Here is a 21,209-nt window from a genome sequence, read left to right on the forward strand (position 1 = left end):
TCTGAGTTTAAGAGATCTTGAAGACACAAGCTGGCTTGCCTGCGATGCGGGCAACGCGATGCATCAGGTATACCCAGCTGATGCCATCGCAGGCAAGCCAGCTCCCACATTTTTAATGGGGTTTGCAGGTCTACAGCGGCGTCAGTCAGAGGCTACCTTAACTTGCGTGCTTGCCTACAGTTACGCCAGAATCCGCCGGCTTGTACGGCTGGCTTGTCGTCTCTATGGTTGCTCGGTCGCTGCTCATCAGCGATCAGGTTTAGTAGCCTGGATTCGAATTGTAGGTCGTGCATTCTCCATCAATCAGGTTTCTACAACCTGTGCTTGATGGTGGCTGTGCGCAGGGCATCCTCGGATGCGCCGGGCTTCTACATTCACCGGTCTACTAACCTGCGCGCAGCTGCCACCCTTTCGTTTAGTAGCGAAGCGAAGGCGGCCTCATTTGAGGAATGTAGAAAATGTTCAAGCCAACCCCCAATCCACCACCCTCTGTCTTCACCATCGCCGCCGATATCGACGACGAAGCCTTGATGATCAATACCTTCGAAACCCTCACCTCGGTCAGCGCCCTGTTGCTGGATTTATCTGAGGACTTGGGCGGCAAGCACCGTGACACCACCTTGGCCATTCACCAACTGAGTGCGCTGGGCACGCAGATGGTCGGCCAGATGCTCGACCGCCATGCCCCGACCCGCTAAATCCCAGGCAAAAAAAAAGACCTCCCGAGGGAGGTCTTTTTTCGTCACGCCGCTCTTAAGGACGCAGCGCTACCGGATCAGCAGCTGTAGTACAGCTCGTATTCCAGTGGGTGTACGAAGGTGCGAACCTTGATTTCTTCTTCGCTTTTCAGGCCGATGTAAGCGTCGATGAAGTCGTCGCTGAACACGCCGCCTTTGGTCAGGAACGCACGGCCCTTGTCCAGCTCTTCCAGGGCTTCTTTCAGGCTGCCGCACACTTGTGGGATCTCTTTGGCCTCTTCAGGCGGCAGGTCGTACAAGTTTTTGTCGGCGGCGTCGCCTGGGTGGATCTTGTTCTGGATACCGTCCAGGCCGGCCATGACCAGGGCAGCGAAGGCCAGGTATGGGTTGGCGGCTGGATCCGGGAAGCGGGCTTCGATACGGCGAGCGCGAGGGCTGGACACGTAAGGAATACGGATCGAAGCGGAACGGTTACGCGCCGAGTAGGCCAGCATTACCGGTGCTTCAAAACCTGGGACCAGGCGCTTGTAGGAGTTGGTCGACGGGTTGGTGAAGCCGTTCAGGGCCTTACCATGCTTGATGATACCGCCGATGAAGTACAGGGCAGTGTCGGACAGGCCGGCATAACCTTCGCCAGCGAAGGTGTTCTTGCCATCTTTGGCGATGGACAGGTGAACGTGCATACCCGAACCGTTATCGCCGTACAGTGGCTTAGGCATGAAGGTCGCGGTACGGCCGTAAGCGACGGCAGTGTTGTGTACGCAGTACTTCAGGGTCTGTACTTCGTCAGCCTTGGCAACCAGGGTGTTGAACTTCACACCGATTTCGTTCTGACCGGCAGTGGCCACTTCGTGGTGGTGCACTTCGATGACCAGGCCCATGTCTTCCATGGCGTTGCACATGGAGGTACGGATTTCGTGGTCGTGGTCGAACGGCGGAACTGGGAAGTAGCCACCTTTGATACCTGGACGGTGGCCATGGTTGCCGCCTTCCACGTCCTGGTCGGACATCCAGGAGCCTTGTTCGGAGTAGATCTTGAACATGGAACCGGAGATGTCGGACTTGAACTTCACTTGGTCGAAGATGAAGAATTCTGGCTCTGGGCCTACGAATACAGTGTCACCGATACCGGTGGACTTCAGGTATTCCTCGGCACGCTTGGCGATCGCACGTGGGTCGCGGTCGTAGCCTTGCATGGTCGAAGGCTCGATCACGTCGCAGACCAGGATCAGGGTCGGCTCTTCGGTGAACGGGTCGAGTACGGCAGTGCTGTCGTCCGGCATCAGGATCATGTCGGAGGCTTCGATGCCTTTCCAGCCAGCGATGGAGGAACCGTCGAACATTTTGCCTTCTTCGAAGAAAGCTTCATCCAGCGCGTCGCGAGCCGGCATGGTCACGTGGTGCTGAGTGCCTTTGGTGTCCGTGAAGCGCAGATCAATCCATTTAACGTCATGATCTTTGATGAGTTGAACCGACTTCGACATAGTGTCCTCCGGGTGGCTTCGGGCTGGGGTAGTGGAGTTAGCCCTTAGAATGTGGGTGATGCCGGCGCGGATAGTCCGCCATGGCAACCTGCCTCACAAGAGAGCAAATTGCATGCCAGTGCGCCAACATGGGTTTTCTGCTCCAAAAACGCCCCTATAAAGGTGCATTGCGACAAAAGCCCAAAAATAGCGCACCGCAATGTAGCGCAAAGGCGCACAAATGCACCTCTTTAGTGCGTTGCGCTTGCGATGCATATTAACTGGTTAAACCTTGAGCGATTTCCGCTATAATCCGCGCCCCCCTTTTTCAGCAGGCCCGGCGCGCGCTGTTTCCATGAAATTAATCGTAAAAGTCTTCCCCGAGATCACCATCAAAAGCCGACCGGTACGGACGCGTTTCATCCGTCAATTGGCCAAGAACATCCGTGCCGTGCTCCGCGATCTGGACCCGGCTGTGGTGGTGAACGGCGTGTGGGACAACCTCGAGCTGGAAACCCGTGTCACCGAGCCCAAAGCCTTGAAGGACATGACCGAGCGCCTGAGCTGCATGCCGGGTATCGCGCATTTCCTGCAGGTGGATGAGTACCCGCTGGGCGACTTCGACGACATCACCGAGAAGTGCAAACAGCACTACGGCAGCGAGCTGGAAGGCAAGATCTTTTCGGTGCGCTGCAAGCGTGCCGGCAAGCACACTTTCAGCTCCATGGACGTCGAAAAATACGTCGGCAGCAAGCTGCGTCGCGAGTGCGGCGCAGCCGGAATTTCCCTGAAAGCGCCACAAATTGAAGTGCGCATGGAAATTCGCGACCAACGGTTGTTTGTCATCCACAGCCAGCACAACAGCATCGGCGGTTATCCGTTGGGTGCCCTGGAACAGACCCTGGTCTTGATGTCCGGCGGTTTCGATTCCACGGTTGCTGCTTACCAGATCATGCGCCGCGGCCTGATGAGCCACTTCTGCTTCTTTAACTTGGGCGGGCGTGCACACGAATTGGGCGTGATGGAAGTCGCGCACTTTATCTGGAAGAAGTACGGCAGCTCCCAACGCGTGCTATTTGTGAGCGTACCGTTCGAAGAAGTGCTGGGCGAAATTCTCGGCAAAGTCGATAACGGTCATATGGGCGTGGTATTGAAGCGTATGATGTTGCGCGCCGCGTCGCAGATTGCCGACCGCTTGCAGATCGACGCACTGGTGACCGGTGAGGCGATCTCCCAGGTGTCCAGCCAGACGCTGCCGAACCTGTCGATCATCGACTGCGTTACCGAGAAGCTGGTGTTGCGCCCGCTGATCGCCAGTCACAAGCAGGACATCATCGACCTGGCAGAGGAAATCGGCACCGCCGACTTCGCCAAGCACATGCCTGAGTACTGCGGGGTCATTTCGGTGAACCCCAAGACCCACGCCAAGCGTCACCGCGTGGAGCATGAAGAGAAAGAATTCGACATGGCGATTCTGGAGCGTGCGCTCGAGAACGCCAAGCTGGTCCCGATCGATCGCGTGATCGACGAACTGGGCCAGGATGTGAAGATCGAAGAAGTCAGCGAAGCCCTGGCCGGCCAGATCGTCATCGACATCCGTCACCCGGATGCCGCTGAAGATGAGCCGCTGGAAATCGCCGGCATCGACGTACAAACGCTGCCGTTCTATGCATTGAACGCGCGTTTCAAGGAACTGGATAACAGCCGTCAGTACCTGCTGTATTGCGACAAAGGCGTGATGAGTCGCCTGCATGCCCACCATTTGCTCAGTGAGGGGCATGCCAATGTGCGCGTTTATCGACCGAGCTAAGAGCCCGGGGCTGTTTGCCTGTGGCCTGCGTCACCGGCCCCCCGACTCTGCCGTCAAGCTGTAACGGCAAGGCCTGACTCTACTGTTAATCGCTGCCACGACCTGTCAGCACACCGAATCCTCTGATCGAGATACACAAGTGATCGAAAATCTACGTAACATCGCCATCATTGCTCACGTTGACCATGGTAAAACCACCCTGGTAGACAAACTCCTGCGTCAATCCGGCACCCTGGAGCGCAACGAGCTCAACGACGAGCGCGTGATGGACTCCAACGACCAGGAAAAAGAGCGCGGTATTACCATCCTGGCTAAAAACACCGCTATCAACTGGAACGGCTACCACATCAACATCGTGGACACCCCGGGCCACGCCGACTTCGGCGGCGAAGTAGAACGCGTAATGTCGATGGTTGACTCCGTTCTGCTGCTGGTTGACGCTCAAGACGGCCCTATGCCGCAAACCCGTTTCGTGACCAAAAAGGCTTTCGAAGCCGGCCTGCGTCCGATCGTGTGCATCAACAAGGTTGACCGTCCAGGCGCGCGTCCGGATTGGGTTCTGGATCAGATCTTCGACCTGTTCGACAACCTGGGTGCCACCGAAGAACAGCTGGACTTCAAAGTCGTCTACGCCTCGGCCCTGAACGGTATTGCCGGTCTGGAACACACCGACATGGCTGAAGACATGACCCCGCTGTACCAGTCGATCGTCGACAACGTACCAGCGCCGAAAGTTGACCGTGACGGCCCGTTCCAGATGCAAATCTCGGCACTGGACTACAACAGCTTCCTGGGTGTTATCGGTGTTGGCCGTATCGCTCGTGGTAGCGTCAAGCCGAACACCCCGGTTGTCGCCATCGGCGCCGACGGCAAGAAGCGTAACGGTCGTATCCTGAAGCTGATGGGTCACCACGGCCTGCACCGTATCGACGTTGAAGAGGCTTTCGCCGGCGACATCGTATGCGTGAGCGGCATGGACTCCCTGTTCATCTCCGACACCCTGTGCCAGCCGGACAACGTCGAGGCCATGAAGCCTCTGACCGTTGACGAGCCAACCGTTTCCATGACCTTCCAGGTAAACGACTCGCCATTCTGCGGTAAAGAAGGCAAGTTCGTGACCTCCCGTAACATCAAGGAGCGTCTGGACAAAGAGCTGCTGTACAACGTTGCTCTGCGCGTTGAGGAAGGCGACTCGGCTGACAAGTTCAAGGTTTCCGGCCGTGGTGAGCTGCACCTCTCGGTACTGATCGAAACCATGCGTCGCGAAGGCTTCGAAATGGGCGTTGGTCGTCCAGAAGTGATCATCCGTCAGGTTGACGGCGTGAAGCAGGAACCTTTCGAAAACGTCACCATCGACACCCCGGAAGAATCCCAGGGCAAGGTGATGGAAGAGATGGGCCTGCGTAAAGGCGACCTGACCAACATGGTGCCGGATGGCAAAGGCCGTGTGCGTCTGGAATACAACATCCCTGCGCGTGGTCTGATCGGTTTCCGTAACCAGTTCCTGACCCTGACCAACGGTGCTGGCATCCTGACCTCGATCTTCGATCGCTACGACACCATGAAGTCCGGCGACATGTCCGGCCGTCAGAACGGTGTTCTGGTATCGGTAGAAACCGGCAAGGCGCTGACCTACTCCCTGGAAACCCTCCAGGCGCGTGGCAAGCTGTTCGTTGAACACGGTCAAGAGATCTACAACGGTCAGATCGTTGGTCTGAACAGCCGTGACAACGACATGGGCGTCAACCCAACCAAAGGCAAGAAGCTCGACAACATGCGTGCTTCGGGCAAAGACGAAACCATCGCTCTGGTTCCACCTGTTCGCTTCACCCTGGAACAGGCCCTGGAATTCATCCAGGACGACGAGCTGTGCGAAGTCACGCCTAAGTCGATCCGCCTGCGTAAGAAGATCCTGGACGAAGGCGAGCGTACCCGCGCTGCCAAGAAAGCCAAGAACTGAGTTAACTCAGGCTGAATGAAAAACGCCCCCGGTCGAAAGGCCGGGGGCGTTTTTTTGTGCCTGCGATAGGGCCCTAAAGGGCACTACATAGCTTGGATCAGAACTTGTCGAGGGTCTTGAACTTAGTCTCGCGCACCACTTCCTTCGGCTTATACGCGCAATACCCCGGCCGCGGCCCGATTTTCGGGTGATTGCGGCAAGTATCCGGGCGCTTGTCATAAATAGTGCAGAAGCGCGTCTTACGATCCAGGAACAGGCAATCGTTGTTGCTCATGCGCTGCAGGGTAAAAATCTCGGATTTGGAATTGAAGCGCTCGACGATGCCTTCCTTTTGCAGCCGCTTGGCGATGTTCTTCGCAGGGTCGCCGAGTTCGAACTCATCGACCAGGCCGATGCGGATCAGGTCCTTGACCTTCACTTCCACCGGCAGCGTGCAGCAGCTGGACACGCAACCACCGCACATGTGCGCGGAATATTTCTGCCACGTTTCGAGACGGTCGAGTTCCGCGGCGGCGATCAATTGAGGCTTCATCAGGGTTCCAAAAGGTGGGGCTGTATCCGGGCGCGCGATCATACCGGGATTGGTGATTTTTTGAACAATATTTTGTGGGTTTCGGCCAGAAGGCGCGCGTTTGCCAAAAGCAGGCACGGCCAATGCATCAAAACCCTGCAAAGGTAAATGCGTTAAAAAAGTGCCGAACCAGAGCGTCTACCGTCTGTCAGACCGTCTAGGCTCTAGCAACTCCTTCTATCTCGCCCGAGGTCGCAATTGATGTCTCAGGAACCACTTGCACGAGAAGCAGAGGTAGCCGCATTTCGCGATGCCGTCTTGACCAAACTCACCTACGCGGTGGGCAAGGACCCGGATCACGCCTTCGACCACGACTGGTTTGAAGCCATTGCCCTGGCCGCGCGCGACCAGATGGTCGATCACTGGATGGACCACACCCGACGCATCTACCGCAAAGGCCAGAAGCGGGTTTACTACCTTTCCCTGGAATTCCTCATCGGCCGCTTGCTCTATGACAGCCTGAGCAACCTCGGCGTGCTGGAGATTGCGCGCGAAGCGCTATCGGAGCTGGGCGTCGACCTGGAGCGCATCCGCCTGTTGGAGCCCGATGCCGCGCTCGGCAACGGTGGCCTGGGCCGCCTGGCGGCGTGCTTCATGGAAAGCATGTCGACCCTGGGTGTGGCCGGCCACGGTTATGGCATCCGCTATGAACACGGCCTGTTCCGCCAGGCGATTGTCGATGGTTGGCAACAGGAGCAGACCGAACACTGGCTGGACTTCGGCAACCCCTGGGAATTCGAACGCCCTGAAGTGGTGTACCCGATCGGCTTTGGTGGCAGCGTCGAAACCCTGGATGACGGCACCGGCAAAATGGTTCAGCGGTGGACCCCCAATGAAACCGTGCGCGCCATTGCCTATGACACGCCGGTGGTCGGCTGGCGCGGCGCCAGCGTCAACACCCTGCGCCTGTGGCGTGCCCGTGCGGTGGAAGACCTGCACCTGGAGCGCTTCAACGCCGGTGACCACCTGGGCGCCGTCGCCGAAGTAGCGCGTGCCGAAAGCATCTCCCGAGTGCTTTACCCGGCCGATAGCACCGAAGCGGGGCAGGAACTGCGCCTGCGCCAGGAATATTTCTTCGTCGCCGCCTCCCTGCAAGACCTGCTGCGCCGCCATAAGAACATGCACGGCTCGGTGCTGAGCCTGGGCGAACACGCCGCGATCCAGCTCAACGACACCCACCCGTCCATCGCCGTGGCCGAGTTGATGCGTCAGTTGGTGGACCTGCACGACATTCCATGGGAAGCCGCGTGGGATGTCACTGTCGAAACCCTTTCCTACACCAACCACACCTTGTTGCCTGAGGCATTGGAAACCTGGCCTGTAGGCTTGATGGAGCGCATGCTGCCCCGGCACATGCAGATCATCTACCTGATCAACGCCCAGCACATCGATTCGCTGCGCGCCAAAGGCATCCATGACTTTGACGTGCTGCGCGCGGTGTCCCTGATCGAAGAAGACAACGGTCGTCGCGTGCGCATGGGCAACCTGGCGTTCCTCGGCTCCCACAGCGTCAACGGCGTGTCCGGCCTGCATACTCAATTGATGCGCAGCACCGTGTTCTCCGAGCTGCACAAGTTGTACCCGGAGCGCATCAACAACAAAACCAACGGCATTACCTTCCGCCGCTGGCTGTATCAGGCCAACCCCAAGCTCACGTCCATGCTGGTGGAAGCGCTCGGCCCGGACATTCTCGACAAGCCCGAAGAACGGCTGGTGGAGCTTGAGCCATTTGCCGAAAAACAGACGTTCCGCAAGGCCTTTGCCGAGCAGCGTCTGCACAGTAAGCGGGCGCTGGCGGACATCATTCATGAGCGCCTGGGCATTGCGGTCAACCCGGCGGCGATGTTCGACGTGCAGGTCAAGCGGATCCACGAATACAAGCGTCAACTGCTCAACCTGCTGCACACCGTGGCGTTGTACCAGGCGATCCGCGCCGAACCGGGCACCGACTGGGTGCCGAGGGTGAAGATCTTCTCCGGCAAGGCGGCGGCCAGTTATCACCAGGCCAAATTGATCATTAAGCTGACCAACGACATCGCCCGTACGGTCAACAACGACCCGACCGTGCGCGGTTTGCTCAAGGTGGTGTTCCTGCCCAACTACAACGTCAGCCTGGCGGAAAGCATCATCCCGGCGGCGGACTTGTCGGAGCAGATTTCCACTGCCGGCTTCGAAGCGTCGGGCACCAGCAACATGAAATTCGGCCTCAACGGCGCGCTGACCATCGGCACCATGGACGGCGCCAATGTGGAAATGCATGAGCGTGTGGGCGCCGAGCACATGTTTATCTTCGGCCTCAGTGCGCAGCAGGTTGAAGCCCGTAAACACGCGGGTGAGTTCAACGCAGGTCCTGATATCGCGGCGTCTCACCGCTTGAACGACGTGCTGCAAGCGATCCGGGGCGGGGTGTTCTCGCCGGATGATCCGGGCCGCTATGTAGGGTTGATCGATGGGCTGATCGACTACGACCGCTTCCTGGTGTGTGCCGACTTCGATTCGTACTGGGACGCCCAGGCGCGGGTCGAGGCGCATTGGCATGATTCCAAGGCCTGGTGGCGTTCGGCGGTGCTGAATACGGCGCGTATGGGCTGGTTCAGTTCGGATCGTACGATCAGGGAGTACGCCACGGAGATCTGGAAAGCCCTCGACTGAGTTTTCCAGATCTGTGCCCCAAGGCCCAACCTCTGTTGGGCCTTGTCGATATACTAGGCCTCGGTTTGCTTAGGGATATCGACCATGCAATGGATTTTCATGCTGATTGGCCTGGTGCTCGGCTGGACGCTCGACGAGTCGTTCAGTGATGCGGGCATGGGTGCGCTGCTGGGGTTGGGCATTGGCCAGGCGATACGCCTGGCGCAGCTGTCGGCCAAGGCGGACCAGCAGGCACGTCAGTTGGAAACCACGCAGAAATCGCTGATTGCGCTGGGCGAACGCCTGCGGCAGTTGGAAGTCCCAGCGCCTGCAAGCAGCATGAGGGTTGAACCCTCTGTTCCCGAATCGGCACCTGTCGCCAAGTCACCCGAATTGGTGTGGGAGCTGCCTGCCGAATTGGCACCCGTTGCTCTGGTCCCTGAGCAGAGCCAGCCGCTGTTGGATGACGTGTGGACGCCAGCGCCGACGGCTAAAGAACCCGCAACCCCTAGCGGCCCCAACCTGATCGAACGCGCCATCGAGGGGGCGCGCAATTGGCTGCTCGGCGGCAACACCGTGCTGCGCGTCGGCGTGGTGCTGTTATTCCTCGGCCTGGCTTTCCTGCTGCGTTATGCCACTGAAGGCATGGTGGTGCCGATCGAGTTGCGTTACGCCGGTGTTGCCGCCGCTGCATTGGGCCTGCTGGGCCTGGGCTGGTGGCTGCGGCTGCGCAACAGCAACTACGGCTTGATGCTGCAAGGCGCGGGGATTGCGGTGTTGTACCTCACGGTGTTTGCGGCGATGCGTCTGCATCCGCTGATCGATCCTGGCGCGGCAATGGGGTTGCTGGTCGCCGTCACGGTATTTTCAGCGATCCTGGCGATCACCCAGGATGCGCTCGGGCTGGCTTGTGCGGCAGCGTTGGGCGGTTTTGCGGCGCCGATCCTGGTATCGACTGGCGCCGGAAGCCATGTGGCGCTGTTCAGCTATTTTGCGTTGCTCAACGCCGGCATTCTCGCGATTGCCTGGTTCAAAGCCTGGCGCCTGCTGAACGTGATCGGTTTTGTGGGCACCTTCGGGATCGGTTTCGCCTGGGGCATGCGCTCCTATACGCCGGAGCTGTTGTGGAGCACCGAGCCGTTCCTGATCCTGTTTTTTGCGATGTACCTGGCTATCGGCCTGTTGTACGCCCGGCGCACATTGCTGGAGGTGGGCGAGGGCGACAGCCTGGGTGCGCAATGGCGCAAGGGCGACTATGTCGACGGCACCTTGTTGTTCGGCCCGCCTCTGGTGGGTTTTGGCTTGCAGTTCGCGCTGGTGCAGCACCTTGAGTTTGCCGCTGCGTTCAGTGCGCTGGGCCTGGGCATCCTTTACATGGTCTTGGCCCGTGTACTCAGTGGCGGGCGCGCCGTGCTCCTGACGGAAACCTGTCTGGCCCTGGGCGTGATCTTCGCCAGCTTGGCCATTCCCTTGGGGCTCGATGCACGCTGGACGGCTGCGGCGTGGGCCGTCGAAGGCGCCGGCATCTTCTGGCTCGGTCTGCGCCAGCATCGCCCTGTGGCGCGCGCGTTCGCCTTGTTGCTGCAACTGGGTTCGCTGCTCGCCTTCCTCAGCGAGCTGCGCGATGGCCAGAACACGTTGCTGCAGGGGCCTCCACTAGGGGCGTTGTTGCTGGGCGCGGCATTGTTGTTCAGCTTTTATCAACTACACAAAGCCGCGCCGGAACAGACCCGGCGTTGGGAGCGCATCGGCGCTCCGGCACTCGCCGTACTCGGCCTGGGTTGCGCCTACCTTCTGGCGCCGCTGTTGTTTTCGACCCAAGGCAGCATCGTCAGTTGGGCAGTTGCTGGCCTCGCGACCCTGTGGGCGGGCCAGCGTATCGGCTCGCCAGTGATGGTGCGCTGTGGCGTTGCTGTGCAAGTGCTCGCCGGCGCGCTGTTTGCGCTCGACCCGGTGAACAATGCCTGGACACCGATGATCATTGCCTTGGCGGCAATGCTCGGCGCCTGGCGCTTGTTCAGTGGCCGCTTGTCCGCAGGTCTTTTGGCCTGGGGCGTGGCGTGGTGGGCGCTGGCGGTGATCATTGAAGTGTGGCGCTTGGCGCCTGCACCTTTGCATGCTGCGCTGTTGCTGCTGGCGGCTGCGCTGAGCGGGGTGATCTGGACAACACTGGCGCTGCGTTTGCGTTGGGCGGCGTTGGGTATCGCCAGCACGTTGCTGATGCCTGCGGCGGGCCTGGTGTTATGGGGCGCGTGGACCGAGTATTACCACCCGGCCGCGCAGTTCGGCTGGCTGGCCTGGCTGGCGGTGTTCACGGTGCATTTCATCTCGCTGCGGCGTTTAGCAACGGTGGTGCCCGGCAAAGTGCTGAGCGCGGCTCACGTACTCGGCTGCTGGATGCTGATCGGCGTGCTGGCGCTGGAACTGCGTTACGGCTTGCTGGTGCTGTCGAGCGAATACAACGCCTGGCGCTGGCTGGGCTGGGCGATTCTGCCAAGCCTGTACCTGGTGTTGGCCGCCGCGCCGCGCAGTTGGCCGTGGCCTGTTTCGGCATATCCAAGGGAATACCGCGTGCTCGCCGCATTGCCCCTGGCGGTGCTGATGCTCGGTTGGTTCTGGCTGGCGAATTTCTTCAGTGACGGCACGGCCAAGCCGCTGCCCTATGTGCCGCTGCTCAACCCGCTGGACCTGGGCCTGCTGTTCGCATTGCTGGGCATTTACCTGTGGTTGCGCAGTGTGGCGCCGCAGCGCGGGCCGCGTGTTGAGTTGATCGCCCAGGGCGTGGCAGGCATTTCCCTGTTTGCCTTCTTTACCGCGCTGGTGATGCGCACCGCCCACCATTGGAGCGGCGTACCGTTTCATCTGGATGCGCTGCTGGAGTCCATGCTGGTGCAGGCGGGCCTGTCGATCATCTGGACCCTGATCGCCCTCGGCCTGATGATCGGCGGCCACCTGCGCCATCGTCGCGAAGTGTGGCTGATCGGCGCGGCACTGATTGCCGTGGTGGTGGCCAAGCTGTTTTTTGTCGAGCTGAGTAACCGTGGCGGCTTGGCGCGGATTGTGTCGTTTATCGGCGTGGGCGGTTTGTTGCTGGTGGTGGGCTACTTTGCGCCGCTGCCGCCCAAACGCGTTGAAACTGAGGGAGCGTCTTCTTGATGGGCAAGCTGAGTCTGAGTGGGTTGACGGTGTGGATGCTGTGCTCGGCGGCGTTTGCTCAAGAGCGTCCGGCTGATTTCGCCACCCAGGTGCCGCTGGCCGTGAGCGGCACGGGTCCCTGGTATCGCCTGGAGCTGCCATTGGCGGTTCAACTAAGTGCACGTCACGCCGATCTTAGCGATGTGCGGGTATTCAACGCTGCCGGTGAACCCCAGGCCTATGCGTTGTCGCGTCAGTCCGCGCAACGCTCCGAGACTCGCAACGTCACCGACGTGAAGTGGTTCCCGCTGTACGGTGCCGATACCGAGCAAGCCTTGCCCGACGTGGTGATGAAGGCCACCACCACAGGCACCTTGGTGGAAATCACGCCATCCTCTGCGCCCAAACCCGGCAAGCAAGTGCTGCGCGGCTGGGTGTTGGACGCCAGTGCAATCAAGGCGCCTTTGCAGCAATTGAGCCTGGACTGGAGCCATGACCAGGAGGGCTTCCAGCGTTTCAGCATTGAAGCCAGTGATGACTTGCAGCACTGGCAAGCCTGGGGCGATGGGCAAGTGGCGCGTTTGTCATTTGCCGACGAACGGGTCGAGCAGCATGACGTGAGCCTGCCGGGGCAATCGGCGCGTTACTTGCGCCTGGTCTGGCAAGGCCAGGCGGCGCCATTGCTGACCTCTGCCCAGTTGGTGAGTGCCACCCGCAGCCACTTGGCCCTGCCATTGGTATGGTCGCAACCGTTGGCGGGCACGCGGCTCAAGGCCGGGGAGTACAGCTGGCAATTGCCCACGGGGCTGACTCTTGAGCGGCTGCGCATCGAGTTGAAACAACCCAACACCTTGGCGCCCGTGACGCTGGCGGGGCGCAGGGACAGCAAACAGGCCTGGCAGCCCCTGAGCAATGGCGTGCTGTATCGCCTGACCCAGAATGGTCGGGACGTGGTGCAGGATGAATTGCAGCTGCCGGGCCAGACGGTTGCCGAGCTCAAGTTGACTGTCGATGAGCGCGGTGGCGGCTTGGGTGTCGAGGCGCCGGCGCTGCGTTTTGCGGTACGTGCCACGCAATTGGTGTTCCTGGCACGGGGCGAGCCGCCGTTCACCCTGGCGTTGGGCAATGCGTCGGCCAAGGCGGCGAACCTTCCGCTCTCGACCTTGATCCCCGACTACAGCGCCGAGCGTCTCAAGACGTTGGGGCAGGCAACGGTCACCGGGGAAATCGCCACTGCGCCGCCCGCCGTCGCGCCCGCTGCCGATGCCGGAGCAGACTGGAAAAAACTCGGTCTTTGGGCCGTGTTGCTGCTCGGCGTGGCGGCACTGGGCGCCATGGCCTACAGTTTGCTGCGCAAGCCGCCGGTGGCACGTTAAATAAAGTCCATGAACTCTATTGGGTTTAAATCCTCTGATAGGAGGAAATACGCCCCGACTCGCGTTAAACTGCGCGGGTTTTCAAGCCCCCCCTTTTCCGGAGCCTTACATGTCCCGCGTTACCTTGAGTCGCTATTTGATTGAGCAGACCCGCAGCAACAACACGCCTGCCGATCTGCGCTTCCTGATCGAAGTGGTGGCGCGTGCTTGCAAGGAAATCAGCCACGCCGTGTCCAAAGGCGCACTGGGTGGTGTCCTGGGCAGCATGGGCACCGAAAACGTGCAGGGCGAAGTGCAGAAGAAACTCGACGTGATCTCCAACGAGATCCTGCTCGAAGCCAACGAATGGGGCGGTCACCTGGCCGGCATGGCGTCCGAAGAAATGGACAATGCCTACCAGATCCCCGGCAAATACCCGAAAGGCGCCTACCTGCTGGTGTTCGACCCACTGGACGGTTCGTCCAACATCGACATCAACGCACCGGTCGGCACCATCTTCTCGGTACTGCGTTGCCCGAACGAATACCTGAGCCAGAACGAGCCGCTGAACGAGAAAGCGTTCCTGCAGCCAGGCACCCAACAGGTCGCTGCCGGCTACGCCATCTACGGCCCACAGACCATGCTGGTGCTGACCTTGGGCGACGGCGTCAAGGGCTTCACCCTGGACCGCGAAATGGGCAGCTTCGTACTGACCCACGAAGACATCACCATTCCTGCTTCTACTCAGGAATTTGCGATCAACATGTCCAACCAGCGTCACTGGGAAGAGCCTGTGACCCGCTACGTGGGCGAGCTGATGGCTGGCGAAGAAGGCCCGCTGAAGAAAAACTTCAACATGCGCTGGGTGGCCGCAATGGTTGCCGACGTGCACCGTATCCTGACCCGTGGTGGCCTGTTCATGTACCCACGCGACAGCCGCGAGCCGTCCAAGCCAGGCAAACTGCGCCTGATGTACGAAGCCAACCCGATGTCCTTCCTGGTTGAGCAAGCGGGCGGCGCGTCCACCGATGGCCACCAGCGCATCCTCGACATCCAGCCTGAAGGCCTGCACCAGCGTGTGGCGGTGTTCCTGGGCTCGAAGGAAGAAGTTGAGCGTGTGACGGCGTATCACAAGAAGTAAGTTGATGCGATAAGTGGCCGGCATTGTTGTGAGCCGGTTCACCCCTGAAGAAGCCCCGAAACGTTTCAGCGTTTTCGGGGCTTTTTTGTTTTCGCTCATCGGGAACCAGACACCTCTTTTCCCTTCTAAGCTTCTGGCAGATACCCACGCTGCTTCGTCCCTCCAGGAGTTTTTCCATGTCGTTACGCCGTCTCGCTTTGCTGGCTTTTTGCGTGCTGTTGGCCGCTTGCAGCAAGGTCAACCAAGAAAATTATCAAAAATTGTCGGCTGGCATGGCCAAGGCTGAAGTGGAGTCGTTGCTGGGTAAGCCGACCGATTGTTCCGGCGCGCTGGGTATGTCCAGCTGCACCTGGGGCGATAAAAACAGCTTTATCAGCGTTCAATATGCCGGTGACAAGGTTCTGATGTTTTCCGGGCAAGGCCTGAAGTAAACCGGGGCGAGAGCCTGCGGGAGAAGAAGAATGATGCGTTTTGTTTTGTTCCTTTGTGCCAGCCTGTTTTTGGCGGGCTGCGCCAGCCATTCTGGCGATGATCTGCAACCCAAGACAGCGAGCAACGTCAACCTCAAGCGTTACCAGGGCACCTGGTATGAGTTGGCCCGATTGCCGATGTACTTCCAGCGCAATTGCGCGCAGTCCGAAGCCCGCTACACCTTGCTGCCCGATGGCGACATGTCGGTGTTCAACCGCTGCCTGACGACCGAATGGAAGTGGGAAGAAGCCAAGGGCACCGCCACCCCGCAAGTGCCGGGCAAGACCGACAAGCTCTGGGTGGAATTCAACAATTGGTTCACCGCGCTGTTGCCGGGCGTCGCCAAGGGCGATTACTGGGTGCTGTACGTCAGTGATGACTACAAGACCGCGATTGTGGGCAGCCCGAGCCGGCGGTACATGTGGATATTGTCGCGCACGCCGACGGTCAGTGCGGACACCCGCGAAGACCTGCTGAGCAGGGCGCGGCAGCAGGGGTATGACACCACGCGGTTGATCTGGCGCACGTCGGACAAGCAGATGGCGAAGACCTCGCAGTAAGTAAAAAAACCGCCGCCCGGATAAGGCGGCGGTTTTTTTCAGCCCAGCAAATCCCTCAAGACGTGCGTGAACGCCCGGCTGCTTTCTTCCTCACCGGCATGATGCCCATCGCGCACCACCCAATTTCCGTTCACCAGCACATCCCGTACCTGCCGATCGCCGCCCGCGAACAGCCAGCGGTTGAGAATTCCGTCCTCAGTCGCCGTCGCCAGGTACGGATCATTACCGTCCAGCACAATCCAATCCGCACGCTTGCCCACTTCCAGCCGACCAATCGGCTGCCCCAACGCCTGGGCACCGCCGTCCAGCGCGGCGTCAAACAGCGTACGGCCGACCATCGGCTGATCACTGCGATACAAACGATTACGCCGCTGATCGCGCAGGCGCTGACCATATTCCAACCAGCGCAATTCCTCCACCACGCTCAATGACACATGGCTATCGGACCCGATGCCCATGCGTCCGCCCTGGGCGAGAAAATCCACCGCCGGGAAGATCCCATCACCCAGGTTGGCCTCGGTGGTCAAGCACAGGCCAGCAATCGCGCGGCTCTTGGCCATGCGTGCGACTTCATTCGCATCGGCATGAGTGGCATGCACCAGGCACCAGCGCTCATCCACTTCAATATTGTCATACAGCCATTGCAGCGGGCGTTTGCCGCTCCAGGCCATGCAGTCGTCGACTTCCTTTTGTTGTTCGGCGATGTGGATATGCACCGGGCACGCCTTGTCGCTGGCGGCAAGCACATCATTGATTTGCTGCGGCGTCACCGCGCGCAGCGAGTGGAAGCACAGCCCCAACTGCTGCGCCGGTTGTGCGGCGAGGAGGGGTTTCAGCTGCGCCTGCAGGTCCAGGTAGTTTTCAGTGCTGTTGATAAACCGCCGCTGGCCTTCATTCGGCGCCTGGCCGCCAAACCCCGAGTGGGTGTACAGCACGGGCAGCAATGTCAGGCCAATCCCGCTGCTGGCCGCCGCCTGGCTGATCTGTCGCGACAGTTCCGTGCGATCGGCATACGGTTGACCGCTGACGTCATGGTGCACATAGTGAAATTCAGCCACCGACGTGTAGCCGGCCTTGAGCATTTCGATATACAACTGGCGCGCGATCACCTGCAATTGGTCCGGGCTGATCTTGCCGACCATGCGATACATCAGGTCGCGCCAGGTCCAGAAACTGTCATTCGGGTTGCCAGCAACTTCCGCCAAACCCGCCATGGCGCGTTGAAACGCATGGGAATGCAGGTTCGGCATACCCGCTAAAACCGGGCCTCTCAGCCGTTCGGCAGCCTCTGCGCTGGCATTGGCCTCAACCTTTGTCAGCAGCCCATCGGCGCTCACTTCAAGACGTACATCGTTGGCCCATCCATTAGGCAGCAGCGCGCGTTCGGCAAAGAAAGCGGACATGATCAAGGCACCCCGGTCGTGTGTTTATTTGTATATACATATACAGACGTTTGCCTGCTCGGTAAACTCCGGCAATCTATGCATCTTTTCCCCCTGCAAGGATTCCCTGTGCCGACTCCGCCTGCCAAGTCTTCGCTGGCTGCCCACATGGACGAAAGTCCGGCGCCCTTGTATGCCCGCGTCAAACAGATGATCAGCCAGCAGATTCTCAACGGCAACTGGCCGCCCCATTACCGCGTGCCGTCGGAGAGCGAACTGGTCAGCCAGCTGGGTTTCAGCCGCATGACCATCAACCGCGCCCTGCGCGAGCTCACCGCTGAAGGTTTGTTGGTGCGCATGCAAGGTGTCGGCACCTTTGTCGCTGAGCCCAAGAGCCAGTCAGCCCTGTTCGAAGTGCATAACATTGCCGATGAGATCGCCTCCCGCGGTCATCGGCATACCTGCCAGGTCATCCACCTGGGCGAAGAGGCTGCCGGTTCCGAGCGCGCCGTCGCCTTGGAGATGCGTGAAGGCGGGCGCGTTTTCCATTCATTGATCGTGCACTTCGAAAACGATATTCCCGTGCAAATCGAAGACCGTTTCGTCAACGCCTTGGTCGCGCCGGAATACCTGCAACAGGATTTCACCCAACAAACGCCGTATGCCTACCTGAACCAGGTGGCGCCGCTGACCGAAGGCGAGCACGTGGTGGAAGCCATCCTTGCCGACGCCGCCGAGTGCAAGCTGCTGCAGATCGAACCCACCGAGCCGTGCCTGTTGATTCGCCGACGCACCTGGTCGGGCCGCCAGCCGGTGACCGCCGCGCGTTTGATCCACCCCGGTTCCCGTCACAGCCTGGAAGGACGCTTCAGTAAATGAGTTCCGTAAAAGTCTGGCGCGCCGCCGATTACGTACGCATGCCTTGGAAAAACGGCGGCGGCAGCACCGAAGAAATCACCCGTGATGCCGGTACAGGGCTGGATGGCTTTGGTTGGCGCTTGTCGATTGCGGATATCGCGGAATCCGGCGGCTTCTCCACCTTTGCCGGCTACCAGCGCGTGATCACCGTGATCCAGGGCGCCGGCATGGTGTTGACCGTAGACGGCGAGGAGCAGCGCGGGTTGCTGCCGCTGCAAGCCTTTGCGTTCAAGGGTGACAGCCAGGTGTCATGCCGTTTGATTACCGGGCCGATCCGCGACTTCAACCTGATCTATTCTCCCCAGCGTTACCACGCACGGCTGCAATGGATCGATGGCGAACAGCGCTTCTTCAGCACCGCGCAGACGGTGCTGGTGTTCAGTGTTGCGGATGAAGTGAAGGTGCTGGACCAGAAACTTGGTCATCACGACTGCCTGCAAGTGGACGGTAACACTGACCTGCTGGAGGTTGCCGTGAGCGGTCGCTGTTGCGTTATCGAACTGAGCAACCGCTGAGCGCTTGTATGGCCGGCGCTCAGCCAGTATGGAGAGATGGGTTTACTTAACGCACATTAGTTGAAAGCCCATCGAAGAATCGCCAGCGGGTTTGTTGTCTCCCACTTTCAGCGTTAAAACGTTGACGTAGTTGATCGCCGGGACGCTCCCCAACTTGGCGTGGCCGTAGAAGATGTGATCATTGGAGCTGACGTCCGTCACCGACACGGTGCAAAACCGTGGCGCGTCCTTGAACACTCCCGGCACAAACCTGACTTTGTAATCGGAGAAGTAATCAGGTTGGGCGGTGAGTTTCACGTCCTTGATCCACTTGGGTGACTGCGCAGTAACTTTTCCTGTTTTATCAAGGGTCGCAGTAAAGGTGGCGGCAATGGCCTGGACTGAAGCCATGCTTGTCGCCATGAGTACGATAAAGATGCCTGCCCGTTTTAGAGTGGTCACGATAAGTCTTCCAGGGTGTTGGGTGTGTGAACGCCGACTCTAAACCACTGAATATACGAAAAAATCCGTTTTTACTGGGCTACAGATAACTCAGAAAAATCGTCGTTGGGACGCGCCTTTTGCCTGGCAGGCCAGGCGCGCTATTTCACTGCTACGCATGCCCACCCTCGCTTCCCAACCGTGCGCACCATTTTGTTACCGAATGCCCCAATGCGGCGCAACGCTGCGTTGGGGTGACAAACTCCTCTCCCGGCAAGAAACGGCTGCAAGAAATTTCATCAAGCCTCAAAGTCTCAATTTCCAAGGCTTGCACACCCCTCCACGAAAAATCCCGACGACGCCTTTCTAAAGTTGGCCGCTTGATTGCATATGCTTGTATGTACAAGTAAAGATGTGTGCGTAAGACTCTCCTTCGCACCATCCATGTTCGCGCATCGTGCCGAGGAGTCCAGCAGTGACCGATTTTTCTAAAGCCAAGCCTACAAAATACCGCGACGTCGAAATCCGTGCCGCCCACGGTAACAAGCTCACCGCCAAAAGCTGGCTGACTGAAGCGCCGCTGCGCATGCTGATGAACAACCTCGACCCACAAGTGGCCGAGAACCCGAAAGAATTGGTGGTGTACGGCGGTATCGGCCGTGCGGCGCGCAACTGGGAGTGCTACGACCAGATCGTCGAGAGCCTCACTAACCTGAATGACGACGAAACCCTGCTGGTGCAATCCGGCAAACCGGTCGGCGTATTCAAGACCCACAGCAACGCCCCGCGTGTACTGATCGCCAACTCCAACCTGGTGCCGCACTGGGCCAGTTGGGAACACTTCAACGAACTGGATGCCAAGGGCCTGGCCATGTACGGCCAGATGACCGCTGGCAGCTGGATCTACATCGGCAGCCAGGGCATCGTCCAAGGCACTTACGAAACCTTCGTCGAAGCCGGTCGCCAGCATTACAACAGCGACCTGACTGGTCGCTGGGTACTCACCGCCGGTCTCGGCGGCATGGGCGGCGCGCAACCTTTGGCCGCAACCCTCGCCGGTGCCTGCTCGCTGAACATTGAGTGCCAGCAGGTCAGCATCGACTTCCGCCTCAACAGCCGCTACGTCGACGAACAAGCCACCGACCTCGACGATGCTTTGGCGCGTATCGCCAAGTACACGAAAGAAGGCAAGGCCATCTCCATTGCGCTGCTGGGTAACGCCGCAGAAATCCTGCCGGAACTGGTCAAGCGCGGCGTGCGCCCGGACATGGTCACCGACCAGACCAGCGCCCACGACCCACTCAACGGCTACCTGCCAGCCGGCTGGACCTGGGACGAATACCGCGCCCGCGCCAAGACCGAGCCGGCTGCCGTGATCAAGGCCGCCAAGCAGTCGATGGCTGTGCACGTCAAAGCCATGCTGGAATTCCAGAAACAAGGCATCCCGACCTTCGACTACGGCAACAACATCCGCCAGATGGCCCAGGAAGAAGGCGTGGAAAACGCCTTCGACTTCCCAGGTTTCGTCCCGGCCTATATCCGTCCACTGTTTTGCCGTGGCATCGGCCCGTTCCGTTGGGCGGCACTGTCCGGCGACCCACAAGACATCTACAAGACCGACGCCAAGGTCAAAGAACTGATCCCCGACGACGCTCACCTGCACAACTGGCTGGACATGGCGCGCGAGCGCATCAGCTTCCAGGGCCTGCCGGCGCGTATCTGCTGGGTGGGCCTGGGCCAGCGCGCCAAGCTCGGCCTGGCGTTCAACGAAATGGTACGCAGCGGCGAGCTGTCGGCACCGGTGGTGATCGGCCGTGACCACCTCGACTCCGGCTCGGTATCCAGCCCGAACCGCGAAACCGAAGCCATGCAGGACGGTTCCGACGCCGTGTCCGACTGGCCGCTGCTCAACGCCTTGCTCAACACCGCCAGCGGCGCGACCTGGGTTTCGCTGCACCACGGCGGCGGCGTGGGCATGGGCTTCTCCCAGCACTCCGGCATGGTCATCGTCTGCGACGGTACCGACGAAGCGGCCGAGCGTATTGCCCGAGTACTGCACAACGACCCGGCCACCGGGGTGATGCGTCACGCAGACGCCGGCTACCAGATCGCGATTGATTGCGCCAAGGAGCAGGGCTTGAACCTGCCGATGATCAAGTAAGCCAGCACCCCCCTGAAA

Annotated in this window: 16 protein-coding genes and 1 pseudogene; 13 read left to right on the top strand and 4 right to left on the bottom strand. The window is 59.8% G+C overall.

Going from position 1 to position 21,209, the window contains the following annotated elements; translation table 11 throughout:
• A pseudogene (locus tag H096_RS34355) lies at positions 1 to 328 on the top strand (hypothetical protein); the annotation flags it as partial.
• A gap of 130 nt (positions 329 to 458) precedes the next feature.
• The gene (locus H096_RS08770) at positions 459 to 698 is read left to right on the top strand and encodes a DUF6124 family protein (protein WP_033897708.1); all 240 of its coding nucleotides are present in this window, start codon (positions 459 to 461) and stop codon (positions 696 to 698) included.
• 77 nt (positions 699 to 775) lie between these two features.
• Here H096_RS08770 and glnA read toward each other — a convergent pair whose 3' ends face one another.
• Positions 776 to 2,182, bottom strand: a complete 1,407-nt coding sequence (gene glnA, locus H096_RS08775) for a type I glutamate--ammonia ligase (protein ID WP_016979133.1) — start codon at positions 2,180 to 2,182, stop codon at positions 776 to 778.
• A 334-nt stretch (positions 2,183 to 2,516) separates the two neighbouring features.
• Here glnA and thiI point away from each other — a divergent pair, with 334 nt between their 5' ends.
• Together thiI and typA are read left to right on the top strand one after the other, a co-directional pair.
• On the top strand, positions 2,517 to 3,971 hold the full coding sequence (gene thiI / locus H096_RS08780; protein ID WP_033897709.1) for a tRNA uracil 4-sulfurtransferase ThiI: 1,455 nt from the start codon (positions 2,517 to 2,519) through the stop codon (positions 3,969 to 3,971).
• A gap of 139 nt (positions 3,972 to 4,110) precedes the next feature.
• Entirely contained in the window at positions 4,111 to 5,931 is a 1,821-nt protein-coding gene (gene typA, locus H096_RS08785; RefSeq protein WP_032890153.1) for a translational GTPase TypA, read from the top strand.
• A 97-nt stretch (positions 5,932 to 6,028) separates the two neighbouring features.
• Here typA and H096_RS08790 read toward each other — a convergent pair whose 3' ends face one another.
• The gene (locus H096_RS08790; RefSeq protein ID WP_017734855.1) at positions 6,029 to 6,463 is read right to left on the bottom strand and encodes a YkgJ family cysteine cluster protein; all 435 of its coding nucleotides are present in this window, start codon (positions 6,461 to 6,463) and stop codon (positions 6,029 to 6,031) included.
• Between the two features lie 240 nt (positions 6,464 to 6,703).
• Here H096_RS08790 and H096_RS08795 point away from each other — a divergent pair, with 240 nt between their 5' ends.
• The 6 genes from H096_RS08795 (at position 6,704) to H096_RS08820 (ending at position 15,795) form a co-directional block, all read left to right on the top strand.
• Positions 6,704 to 9,154 (top strand): glycogen/starch/alpha-glucan phosphorylase, encoded by a 2,451-nt coding sequence (locus H096_RS08795; protein WP_033897710.1) that lies wholly within the window; start codon positions 6,704 to 6,706, stop codon positions 9,152 to 9,154.
• Positions 9,155 to 9,238: 84 nt separating this feature from the next.
• The gene (locus H096_RS08800; RefSeq protein ID WP_033897711.1) at positions 9,239 to 12,289 is read left to right on the top strand and encodes a DUF2339 domain-containing protein; all 3,051 of its coding nucleotides are present in this window, start codon (positions 9,239 to 9,241) and stop codon (positions 12,287 to 12,289) included.
• Complete coding sequence (locus H096_RS08805; RefSeq protein WP_033897712.1) at positions 12,289 to 13,644, top strand: DUF3999 domain-containing protein; 1,356 nt, start codon at positions 12,289 to 12,291, stop codon at positions 13,642 to 13,644. Before H096_RS08800 ends, H096_RS08805 begins: the two co-directional genes overlap by 1 nt.
• Before the next feature lie 109 nt (positions 13,645 to 13,753).
• A complete protein-coding gene (locus H096_RS08810) occupies positions 13,754 to 14,764 on the top strand; it encodes a class 1 fructose-bisphosphatase (protein ID WP_033897713.1) in 1,011 nt (336 codons plus the stop codon).
• Between the two features lie 176 nt (positions 14,765 to 14,940).
• Positions 14,941 to 15,195: a lipoprotein gene (locus H096_RS08815; RefSeq protein WP_033897714.1), complete on the top strand. Its 255-nt coding sequence runs from the start codon at positions 14,941 to 14,943 to the stop codon at positions 15,193 to 15,195.
• A gap of 30 nt (positions 15,196 to 15,225) precedes the next feature.
• Positions 15,226 to 15,795 (top strand): lipocalin family protein, encoded by a 570-nt coding sequence (locus H096_RS08820; protein ID WP_028615380.1) that lies wholly within the window; start codon positions 15,226 to 15,228, stop codon positions 15,793 to 15,795.
• Between the two features lie 38 nt (positions 15,796 to 15,833).
• Here the strand turns inward: H096_RS08820 and H096_RS08825 are convergent, their stop codons facing one another.
• Entirely contained in the window at positions 15,834 to 17,198 is a 1,365-nt protein-coding gene (locus H096_RS08825) for a formimidoylglutamate deiminase (protein ID WP_033897715.1), read from the bottom strand.
• Between the two features lie 78 nt (positions 17,199 to 17,276).
• Between H096_RS08825 and hutC the strand changes: the two genes are divergently transcribed.
• Positions 17,277 to 18,056, top strand: a complete 780-nt coding sequence (hutC, locus tag H096_RS08830) for a histidine utilization repressor (RefSeq protein WP_170949823.1) — start codon at positions 17,277 to 17,279, stop codon at positions 18,054 to 18,056.
• Complete coding sequence (locus tag H096_RS08835) at positions 18,053 to 18,610, top strand: HutD family protein (RefSeq protein ID WP_033897716.1); 558 nt, start codon at positions 18,053 to 18,055, stop codon at positions 18,608 to 18,610. Before hutC ends, H096_RS08835 begins: the two co-directional genes overlap by 4 nt.
• 42 nt (positions 18,611 to 18,652) lie before the next feature.
• Here the strand turns inward: H096_RS08835 and H096_RS08840 are convergent, their stop codons facing one another.
• On the bottom strand, positions 18,653 to 19,051 hold the full coding sequence (locus H096_RS08840) for a hypothetical protein (protein ID WP_156487790.1): 399 nt from the start codon (positions 19,049 to 19,051) through the stop codon (positions 18,653 to 18,655).
• A gap of 454 nt (positions 19,052 to 19,505) precedes the next feature.
• Here H096_RS08840 and hutU point away from each other — a divergent pair, with 454 nt between their 5' ends.
• Positions 19,506 to 21,191, top strand: coding sequence for a urocanate hydratase (gene hutU, locus H096_RS08845; RefSeq protein WP_016979142.1), 1,686 nt, complete (start codon positions 19,506 to 19,508; stop codon positions 21,189 to 21,191).
• Positions 21,192 to 21,209 lie beyond the last annotated feature (18 nt).

Source organism: Pseudomonas sp. FH1 (assembly GCF_000510895.2).
Taxonomy (GTDB): domain Bacteria; phylum Pseudomonadota; class Gammaproteobacteria; order Pseudomonadales; family Pseudomonadaceae; genus Aquipseudomonas; species Aquipseudomonas azotoformans_A.